Source organism: Demequina sediminis (genome assembly GCF_039545075.1).
Classification (GTDB): domain Bacteria; phylum Actinomycetota; class Actinomycetes; order Actinomycetales; family Demequinaceae; genus Demequina; species Demequina sediminis.
The window spans coordinates 21,385-30,578 of the sequence record NZ_BAABRR010000016.1 but is presented as its reverse complement, the minus strand read 5'-3'; the positions used below and the strand labels follow the sequence as shown (position 1 = coordinate 30,578).

General features: G+C 71.8%; 7 protein-coding genes. 3 read left to right on the top strand and 4 right to left on the bottom strand.

The features are described 5' to 3' along the window. Positions 1-170: 170 nt before the first annotated feature. Positions 171-995, bottom strand: coding sequence for a PHP domain-containing protein (locus tag ABEA62_RS12205; protein WP_286215150.1), 825 nt, complete (start codon positions 993-995; stop codon positions 171-173). A 70-nt stretch (positions 996-1,065) separates the two neighbouring features. Then, positions 1,066-2,439: a DUF7507 domain-containing protein gene (locus ABEA62_RS12200; RefSeq protein ID WP_286215149.1), complete on the bottom strand. Its 1,374-nt coding sequence runs from the start codon at positions 2,437-2,439 to the stop codon at positions 1,066-1,068. Between the two features lie 182 nt (positions 2,440-2,621). Here ABEA62_RS12200 and ABEA62_RS12195 point away from each other — a divergent pair, with 182 nt between their 5' ends. Next, positions 2,622-3,992 carry an aminopeptidase P family protein gene (locus ABEA62_RS12195; protein ID WP_286215147.1) on the top strand — a complete coding sequence of 457 codons (1,371 nt, stop codon included), beginning with the start codon at positions 2,622-2,624 and terminating at the stop codon, positions 3,990-3,992. Positions 3,993-4,001: 9 nt separating this feature from the next. Here ABEA62_RS12195 and ABEA62_RS12190 read toward each other — a convergent pair whose 3' ends face one another. Then, positions 4,002-4,865, bottom strand: coding sequence for a DUF3800 domain-containing protein (locus tag ABEA62_RS12190; RefSeq protein WP_286215145.1), 864 nt, complete (start codon positions 4,863-4,865; stop codon positions 4,002-4,004). A gap of 159 nt (positions 4,866-5,024) precedes the next feature. Here ABEA62_RS12190 and ABEA62_RS12185 point away from each other — a divergent pair, with 159 nt between their 5' ends. Both ABEA62_RS12185 and ABEA62_RS12180 read left to right on the top strand, forming a co-directional pair. Next, positions 5,025-6,479: a thioredoxin domain-containing protein gene (locus ABEA62_RS12185; protein ID WP_286215143.1), complete on the top strand. Its 1,455-nt coding sequence runs from the start codon at positions 5,025-5,027 to the stop codon at positions 6,477-6,479. Positions 6,480-6,579: 100 nt separating this feature from the next. Continuing rightward, positions 6,580-7,557: an LLM class flavin-dependent oxidoreductase gene (locus ABEA62_RS12180; RefSeq protein WP_286215141.1), complete on the top strand. Its 978-nt coding sequence runs from the start codon at positions 6,580-6,582 to the stop codon at positions 7,555-7,557. A gap of 171 nt (positions 7,558-7,728) precedes the next feature. Here ABEA62_RS12180 and ABEA62_RS12175 read toward each other — a convergent pair whose 3' ends face one another. Further along, positions 7,729-9,129, bottom strand: a complete 1,401-nt coding sequence (locus ABEA62_RS12175; protein ID WP_286215139.1) for an aminotransferase-like domain-containing protein — start codon at positions 9,127-9,129, stop codon at positions 7,729-7,731. Between the last annotated feature and the right edge of the window lie 65 nt (positions 9,130-9,194).

The following is a 9,194-nucleotide window of genomic DNA, read 5'->3' as shown; positions in this document are numbered from 1 at the left end:
GGTCGCGGCGCGTGGGGGGGGGCGGGGGGGGGGGGTGCGCGGGCGTACATTCCAACGCCGGGGGGATTTATCCAATATATTGCAACTTGGGGGGGGGCCCCGGGGGGGCCCCCCCCCTTCTGCCGTGGGGCTCGGTGTCGCCGCAGCCCCAGCCACGCACTCCGCCTCCGCTACCCGCGCTGCGCCACCAGCGCCTCGAAGGCCGCCTCCGACGTGAGGTTCTCGCCCAGCCGGTTGAGCTTGCCCATGCCGTGATAGTCCGACGACCCCGTCCGGATGAGCCCATGACGCTCCGCGAGCTCGCCGAGCCGCTCGATCTGGTTCGCGTCGTGGTCCCGGTGGTCCACCTCGAGCCCCGCGAGCCCCGCCGCGGCGAGCGACGCGATCACCGAGTCGGACACGACCCGCCCCCGCGCGTGGGCCCCTGGATGAGCGAAGACCGGCACACCTCCCGCCGAGCGGATGGCTCGCACGGCATCGTGAACGTCCGGAGCGTAGTGCGGCACGTAATACGGCGAACTGTTGTGCAGCACCTCGACAAAGACCTCGTCGCGCACGCGGAAGTGACCGCGCGCCACGAGCGCATCGGCGATGTGGGGCCGCCCCACCGTCGCGGCGCCACCCGCCTGCTCGACCACGTCCTCCCACGCGAGCTCGTAGTCGATCGCGATCTTCTCGACCATGGACCGCGCGCGCCCCAGCCTGGCCTCCCTGGTGAGCGACAGGATCTCGGCGAGGCCAGCATCGTTCCTTCGCGGCCAGTACGCGAGCATGTGAATCGAGACCCACCGGTCGCGTGCCGACACCTCGATTGCCGGCACGAAGCCGAGCCCCAGACGGTCGGCCTCGGCGGCGGCCTCGTCCCAGCCGTCGGTCGAATCGTGGTCCGCGAGCGCGACCACGTCGAGTCCCGCGGCCGCGGCCTCGCGCATCACCTGCGCGGGCGTGCCGGTGCCGTCCGAGACGGACGAGTGGGTGTGGAGGTCGATGCGCACGTCACCAGCCTAGGCACGTCGAAGGCCGGGCCCCGCACGGGACCCGGCCTTCGTGGGGACGATGCTCGGGTTACGCCCGCGCGCGGCGGCGGGACACGAGCAGCGCGCCTGCCGCAATGAGCGATGCAGACACCACCAGGAGCGGAAGGGACTCGGCGCCGGTGTCAGAGAGTTCGTCGGCGACCGTGGCGTCCCGGTCCCGCACGGGGGCGGTGTCGGTCACCACGTCCTCCTCCTCGTCCACGACAGCCGCGGCAGCGACGTCGAACGAGAAGGTCTGCGCCACCGTGACCTCGGTGCCATTGGCAACCGCGGCGGCGCGCGGGTTGCCCGGACCGATCGGCAGGAAGCCCGTGAGCTCGACGGTGATGTCGACGGAACCGCGCGCCGCATCGGCGCTCGTGACGGTGTAGTCGACGGTGCAGGAGACCGCCTCGCCGGCGGCGATCGTGCCATCCGTGATGTCGCACGTCGCGTCGAGTCCAGCGGGCTCGACCACGGCGACCGTGGCGTCGAACAGCTGGAACGCCGCCGTGTTCACCAGGGAGAACTCGAGGCGGACCGTGTCGCCCGCGGAGGCCTCGCTCGGCTCACCGAACGTCCAGCCGGCAGACTCCTCGAACGCGACCAGGTCCGCAGCATCGAGACGGCGGTCCGCGACCTCCCCGGCGAGCCAGTGCACCTCGTGGTGCAGGTTCGTGATCTCGTCGCGCTCATCCGCGGCGGCTGCGGCCACGATCACGACGGAGTCCCGGGTCACGATCGCGACTGCGAGAGCGTCGGCGGCACCCGCGTAGACGTCGCGCGCCGCGATCGCATCGCCAAGGGTGTCCGACGCAGTGGTGAGCGTAGCCTGCGCGCTCACGCGGTTCGCCTGTGCGGTTCCGACCTGTATCTGCAGCGACGTGTACGTCGGGTTGGGCATCGACATACCCGGGAGGCATATCGTCCCGACGACGGCATCGGGAAAGCACATCGGGGGTCCAGCGATCGTCGCGGGCGTCGCGGCCAGCTGAGCCCCAAGCGAGGCGATGGTCACATCGATCGCTGCGAGCGCGGCCACCGCGTCGTCGTACTCGGTCTGGGCGGCCACGACCTCGGCATCGAGCAGCGCGTACTGGTCGACGTCCACCTCGGCGGCCTCGACGACGTCCCGAGCGTTGTCCGCGGCGGCGTCGGCGTCGGCAACCGCGGCCTGCGCCTGGGCGAGCAGGTCCTCGAGGGCGGCGTCGGCCGCGTCGACCTCGGCAGCCCTGGCGAGCAGCACGTCGACGTCGCGGGCGACGTATGCCGCGTTGACGGCGTCGACGGCGGTCCGGGCCTCGGCGGCGAGGGCCTGTGCCTCGTCGAGAAGCGATGGGCGGGGGACGGCACCCGCGGGCGTCGCGACGAGCGTCGCCGCGACGAGCGAGGCCGCCACGGCGGAGGTGATGCGTGCGAGCACTGTGCTCTCCTTCAGGGTCGGGGACGGCCGTGAGGCCACGATGATCCTATGGCCGCACCGGCTCTCGCCGCGGCCGTTTTAGGCATCCTGGCGCGGATTGCAACACGACCATGACCAGGGACGATGCAATCCGTCCCCTTCGCACGATTCGTCCCCCGCCCGAGCCGTGGGAGCATGGCGAGGTGAACGACAAGGTCCAGACCAACAAGGCCCGCACCACCCGCCCCTCCACGCAGGAGTTCAAGGACTTCATGGGCGAGCACTGGGCGCCACACGAGGACGTCGAGGTGACGCGAATCGCGGCCGCGCCCTACGCCGCCGAGCGGCGAGCGCGGCTGAGCGCACGCTTCCCAGGCGAACGCATCGTGGTGCCGGCCGGCACCCTGAAGACCCGCGCCAACGACACGGACTATCGCTTCCGCCCGTCGTCGGACTTCACCTACCTCACCGGCCTGGGGATCGACCGCGAGCCCGGCGCGATCCTGGTGTTCGAGCCCCGCGAGGGCGAGGGGCACGACGTCACGCTGTACCTCATCCCGCCCGCGCAGCCGGGGGACGAGGGCTTCTACTCGGACCCCGCGGCGGGCGAGTTCTGGATCGGGCGCCGCCCGGGCCTCGCGGAGTTTGCCGCGATGACCGGCATCGAGACGAGGGCGCTGGCGGACCTCCCGAAGGGCGTGCGCACCGCGAATCAGCCGAGCAAGAAGGCGCGGGTCGCGCTGTCCGAGATGCGATTCGTCAAGGACGAGTACGAGATCCAGCAGTTGCGCGACGCTGTCGACGCGACCATCGCGGGCTTCGAGCGAGTGGTCCCCGAGCTGCCGCGCGCAATCGGCCACAAGCGCGGCGAGCGCGTGATCGAGGCGACCTTCGACGGCCACGCGCGCGAGGAGGGCAACGGCGTGGGCTACGAGACCATCGCCGCCTCGGGCCCGCACGCCACCACCCTGCACTGGATCTCCAACACGGGCCAGGTGCGTGCGGGTGACCTCCTGCTGCTCGACGCGGGCGTCGAGGTCGAGAGCCTCTACACCGCGGACATCACGCGCACGCTGCCGGTCGACGGCACCTTCACCGCGACGCAGCGTAGGGTCTACGAGATCGTGCTCGAGGCCGCCGATGCGGCCTTCGCCATCGTCAGGCCCGGCATCCGCTTCCTCGACGTTCACCTCGCGGCGATGGAGGTCATCGAGCAGCGCCTCACCGAGTGGGGCATCGCCCCCGCGCAGGAGGACCCGGAGTCCAAGCTGTACCGACGCTGGATGGTCCACGGCACGTGCCACCACCTGGGTCTCGACGTCCACGACTGCGCCGAGGCCAAGCGCGACCTCTACCTCGAGGGCGTCCTCGAGCCCGGCATGGTCTTCACGATCGAGCCCGGCCTGTACTTCCAGGAGGGCGACCTCGCGGCGCCCGCGGAGCTGCGCGGGATCGGGATCAGGATCGAGGACGATGTCCTGGTCACCGAGGACGGGGCGGAAAACCTGTCCGCGGCGCTCCCCCGTGAGGTCGACGCGATCGAACAGTGGATGGCGCGACTGCGCCGCGCCTGACCCGCAGGCTCACCGCACCGGCGGATACCTGCCGGGGTCCGGGTAGACCATGATGCCGCCGCCCTGCGCCTTGGTGGTGTTCCAGTGCGCGGCGAAGCACGGCTCGATCTTGTCCCACAGATAGTGCCGCGCCGCGGGCGGGCGGCCGTGCGCATACCAGGCCCGGACCGCGAAGGCCACGAGGTCGGGCAGCTGGATGAGCTCGCGATCCCACGTGCTGAGGGTCGGGTCGATCCACACCGGCTTGTCGATGACGAGGTTGAAGTTGGGGCGGTTGACGCCCTTGGACGCCATCTCGCGACGCACGTGGTGCATCGCGCCCGAGTCGAAGTACGCCTCGTGCTCATCCTGGCGGTCGGCCACAAAGATCGCCCCCTCACCCCTGTTGACGCTGCCGAGCGTCTGAGCGACGCGCTCGTAGAGGCGCGCGTACGCGATGCCGAGAGGGCTCGCGAGGGGGTCGATCGCGCGCAGGGCCCGCTTGTCGACGATCACCGTGAAGACCAGTGGGCGGAACTTCGCGAACAGCTGCCCCAGGTCGCGCAGCAGATTGCCGAGCCTCGCCGGATCCGCGACGGCCGCATAGCCTGCGGGTAGGTCTCGCGGCGCGTGACCCTCGCGCGCCCGCGCGGCCTCGGCGAGGTTGCGCCCCTTGATCTCCGTCTCGCCCCACGCGCGCGCGACGGCGCCCTCGCCAAAGTGGCGAGCCTTGACGGCGACCAGCTCCTCCGCGAGCGGCTCCCGCGACGAGTCGTGGATGCCCACCGCCGCGAGCGCGAAGAGATCGCGCACGTGGGTGCGCCCCTCGACCAGCGGCGCGAGCGAGCCGCCCATCGTGGTCCCGCCCGACTCGTCCACGTAGAACAGCAGCATCGTCGCTCCTCCCCCGCCCCGCATCGGTCCTGGGACCCGCTGCCTCGACCGTAGCGCCCGCGGCCCCTCAGCGCCCACACCACGGGACCAACTGCCCACGCCGCGGGCGGGGTCCACGCCTAACCTGGCACCGGCCGAAGCCGACCCCGAGGAGACTCCATGCACGCCGCCGCACGCTTGCCACGCCTCCTCGTGCTCGGGTCGGCGGTGCTGGGCGGGCTCCTCCTCGTCTCCGCACCCGCCCAGGCCACCTCGTGGACCGCCGCACCCGCCACCGTCGCCGGGACGGCCACCACCGACGTCGCCGACCCGACCGAGGCATCGTCCCTCCCCGAGGCAGACCTCGTGCTGTTCTGGGGCGACGGCTGCCCCAACTGCGCCGAGGAGAAGGAGTGGCTCGAGCGCGTCGCGAGCCAGTATCCGGACCTCGAGATCGTGCAGCTCGAGGTGTGGAACGACGCCGCGAACCGCGACCTCTTCGCCCGCGTGGGCGAGGAGATGGACTTCGAGGCCGGGTCAGTGCCCACGACGATCGTGGGCGAGCGCATCTGGATCGGCTGGACGGACCCCATCTCCCAGGACCTCGCCGCCGCACTCGCGCAGGTCGACCGCGGCGAGGCGCCGCGACCGGGCGTCTATGGCACCGCGGGCGCCGGCACGTGCTCGCAGGAGGAGGGCATCTGCACCGTCGAGGACGACGGCACGCTCATCGAGGTGCCCCTCGTCGGCGACGTCTCGCTCGGCGACAAGTCGCTGCTGGTCTCGACCCTCATCATCGGGTTTGTCGACGGCATCAACCCGTGCTCGCTATGGGTGATCTCGGTCCTGCTGACGATCGTGCTGCGCACCAACAACCGCCGCCGCGTCATCGCGATCGGCACCACGTTCCTCACCGTCACGGCCGCGATGTACGCGCTCTACATGGCCGCGTTCTACTCGGCGCTCACGGTGGTGGGCTTCCTGGGCTGGATTCAGGTGGTGGTCGCGCTGGTCGCCGGCGTGTTCGGCATCGTGTCGGTCAAGGACTACTTCGCCTTCAAGAAGGGGCTGTCCTTCACGATCTCGGACTCCGCTAAGCCCGGCATCTACCGGCGCATGCGTGAGGCCGCGGGCAAGAAGGCGCTGCTGCCGGCGTTGGGCGCAACAGTGGTGCTCGCGGTGGGTGTGTCGCTCCTCGAGACCCCGTGCACGGCGGGCTTCCCCGTGCTGTGGACGGGCCTGCTGCAGGCCAACGACGTGGGTCCCGCGCAGACCGGCCTGCTGTTTGTGGCCTACATGATCCCGTTCCTGCTCGACGAGCTCATCGTGTTCGGTATCGCCGTCGCGACCATGCGCGCCACCAAGATGCAGGACAAGCACGGCGAGCTGCTCAAGCTCATCGCGGGCGTGACCATGCTGGTGCTGGCTGCGGTCATGGTGATCGACCCGACCCTCATGGAGAACCCCGTCGCCGCGCTGCTGCTCTTCGTGGGCGCCTTCGCGCTCGCCGGCGCGATTCACGTAGTGACCGTGCGGGTGCGACGGTCGAGGGGACTGGACGATGCCACACACGGCACCGCGGACGAGGTCGCCGCGGGCGCGGCGGAGGTCACCGGCGAGCGCGACGGGTCGTAGACCCCGCCGCATCGTCGCGGCATCGCCGCGCCTCCCCGGGCATACCCACGGGGGTCTCGCGCGTTGAGGGAGCATCACCCTCCCCGCCCGAAAGGCCGCCATGCCCGTCGCCCTGTCCCTGCTCGATCTCGCCTTCATCCGCCCCGGCGGCACCGCCGCGGAAAGCCTCGCCCACTCGGTCGAGCTCGCCCGCACCGCCGAGTCCGCCGGCTACGGCCGCGTCTGGTACGCCGAGCACCACGGGATGCCCACCATCGCATCGTCCGCACCCGCCGTGGTGATCGCGCACGTCGCGGCCCACACCTCGGCCATCCGGCTCGGCGCGGGCGGCGTCATGCTTCCGCATCACTCGCCGCTCGTGGTCGCGGAGCAGTTCGGCACGCTCGCGGCGCTGCACCCGGGCCGCATCGACCTGGGGCTGGGCCGGGCACCCGGCGGCGAGCGGGCCGTCTATGCGGCGCTGCGGCGCACCCCTGACGCCTCGGATCGCTTCCCTCAGGACGTGGTCGAGCTGCAGGGGCTGCTCGCGGGTGACTCCCGTCCCGACGGCCTCACCGCGACACCGGGCGCACACTCCCGCGTGCCGCTGTACATCCTGGGCTCGTCGCTGTTCGGCGCCCAACTCGCGGCGCAGCTCGGCCTGCCCTTCGCGTTCGCCTCGCACTTCGCCCCACAGGCCCTCGAGCAGGCCGTCGCGCTCTACCGGGGCACCTACACGCCCAGCGAGGCGCACCCCGAGCCGCACGTCATCGCGGGCGTCAACGTGGTGGCGGCGGAGGATGAGGCCGATGCCGTTGCCGAGTTCGAGGCCGCCCGCCGGTACCGCGTGAGGTCGCTCCTTGCGCGGGGGCCCGCGGCGCGCGACTACAGCGACGCGGAGATCGACGCGTTCCTCACGACCGAGCAGGGCGCGGGGATCGCGGCGATGATGTCGAAGGCTGCGGTCGGCACCCCAGAGCAGGTGCGCGCGGGGCTCGAGGAGTTCGCAGCCGCGGCCCGCGCCGACGAGCTCATCACCGTGCACCCCTCTCTCGAGCCCGAGTCGCGGCTGCGCTCCGTCAGTCTCGCGGGGGCCTAGGGGCAGCCGCACCCGCGCCCACCGGCCCCGGACCCCCACCCGCGCGACCCCCCGCAAGTCACACCTCTGAGGACCGGTGTCTCGCGATTCGTGCGTGATTCGCGCTCCACCTGTCGCCAGATGTGTGACTTGCGAAAAGGGGAGGTGGGGGTGGCGGGCGGCGGCGAGTCCTCAGGCCGCGCGCTCGGCGAGCACCTTGATCCCCAGCCGGATCTGCTCGGGCGGCAGGTAGATGGGCAGCCGGAAGCGATCCGATCCCGACCCAGGCACCACCGAGAACGCCGATCCGGCGACCACGGGCACGCCCGCGCGCTCGGCCCGCTCGGCGAAGCGCTCCGCCGACATTCCTGGCAGGCGCACCCACAGCGACGGTCCGCCGGCCGGCTCGACGTACTCCCAGTCGAGCCCCGCCTCCGTGATCGCCTCGCGCGCGACCCCGAGTGACTCGCGCAGAGTCTCGATCCTCCACGCGAGCGTCTCCTCGAAGTGCTCGCGCAGCAGCCGCGCGCCCAGCCGCTGGAACAGCGCCGGGCTGCCGAGGTCCATCGCGGCGCGGCGGTGACGCAGCTGGGCGGCCAGGGTCGCGTTGGTGTGCAGCCAGCCGATGCGCAGCCCGCCCCAGAAGACCTTGGACAGACCCCCAATGGTCACCACCGACGCACGCGTGCCCAGGGCCGCGAACGGGCGCGGCCGCGAGCCGTCGAGCGCGAGGTCGCCGATGATGCGATCGTCGATCACCGTGGTCTCCGCCGCTGCCGCGGCCTCGAGCAGGCGCACCGCGTCGCCGTCGCGCAGCGCGGTTCCCGTGGGGTTGTTGAACGTGGTCACATACGCGAGGTCGGGCTGCGCGGCGCGGAGCAGCTTGGCCGCTCCCTCGACGTCGAGGCCGGTGTCGCTCATGGGCAGCGCGAGGGGCCGAGAGCCCGCGGCCTGGATCGCGTCGAAGACACCCGGATACGTGATCGCCTCGAGCGCCACCGGGGTCGACGCGCTCGCGAGCGCGGTCACCGCGAGCCACAGGGCCTGCTGCGCACCCGACGTGATGACGACCTCGTCGGGCCGCGCCGCGATGCCAAGCGCGCGCAGGTGATCCGTCACCGCGAGCGTGAGATCCCGGTCCCCCAGCGCCGCGTAGCCGTTGCCCACGGCCGCGATCGCACCCAAGAACTCCTCGGGCCGCGACAGCGCCTCGGACACCGCGGGTGCGGGCGGCGGCGACGCGGTGTTGAGCGCGACGAGCGGCTCCTGCTGCCCCACAAGGATCCTCGAGAAGCGATCCTGGGCCGTGAGCGCGGACACCCCGCGAGAGCGCATCCCCAACCGCGGCGCGGAGCCGGGAGAGGCCTCGAGCCACCCCTGATCGCGCAGCCGCTGGTACGCGGCGGTCACGGTGTTGCGCGACAGGTGAAGCTGGACGGCGAGGGCACGCTCCGACGGCAGCCGCGCGCCGTGCTCGAGGGAGCCCGCCTCCGCGAGAGACACGATCGCGTCGGCGAGTTGCTGGTACAGCGGTCCCGTGCCCGACTTCCAGTGGTCGAGCACGCCAGAGAGTTGGTCGGCGGTGGTGCGCATGGGTCCATCTCACCCCGAACTGGCACCTTCTGCCAAGGGCCATGACTTCCCGAACTGGCCCTGGT

What these genes read in the sequence shown, in the direction of transcription:
- ABEA62_RS12175 (WP_286215139.1), bottom strand. Translation starts at nt 9,129, where the DNA reads ATGCGCACCACCGCCGACCAACTCTCTGGCGTGCTCGACCACTGGAAG.
- ABEA62_RS12185 (WP_286215143.1), top strand. Translation starts at nt 5,025, where the DNA reads ATGCACGCCGCCGCACGCTTGCCACGCCTCCTCGTGCTCGGGTCGGCG.
- ABEA62_RS12190 (WP_286215145.1), bottom strand. Translation starts at nt 4,865, where the DNA reads ATGCTGCTGTTCTACGTGGACGAGTCGGGCGGGACCACGATGGGCGGC.
- ABEA62_RS12180 (WP_286215141.1), top strand. Translation starts at nt 6,580, where the DNA reads ATGCCCGTCGCCCTGTCCCTGCTCGATCTCGCCTTCATCCGCCCCGGC.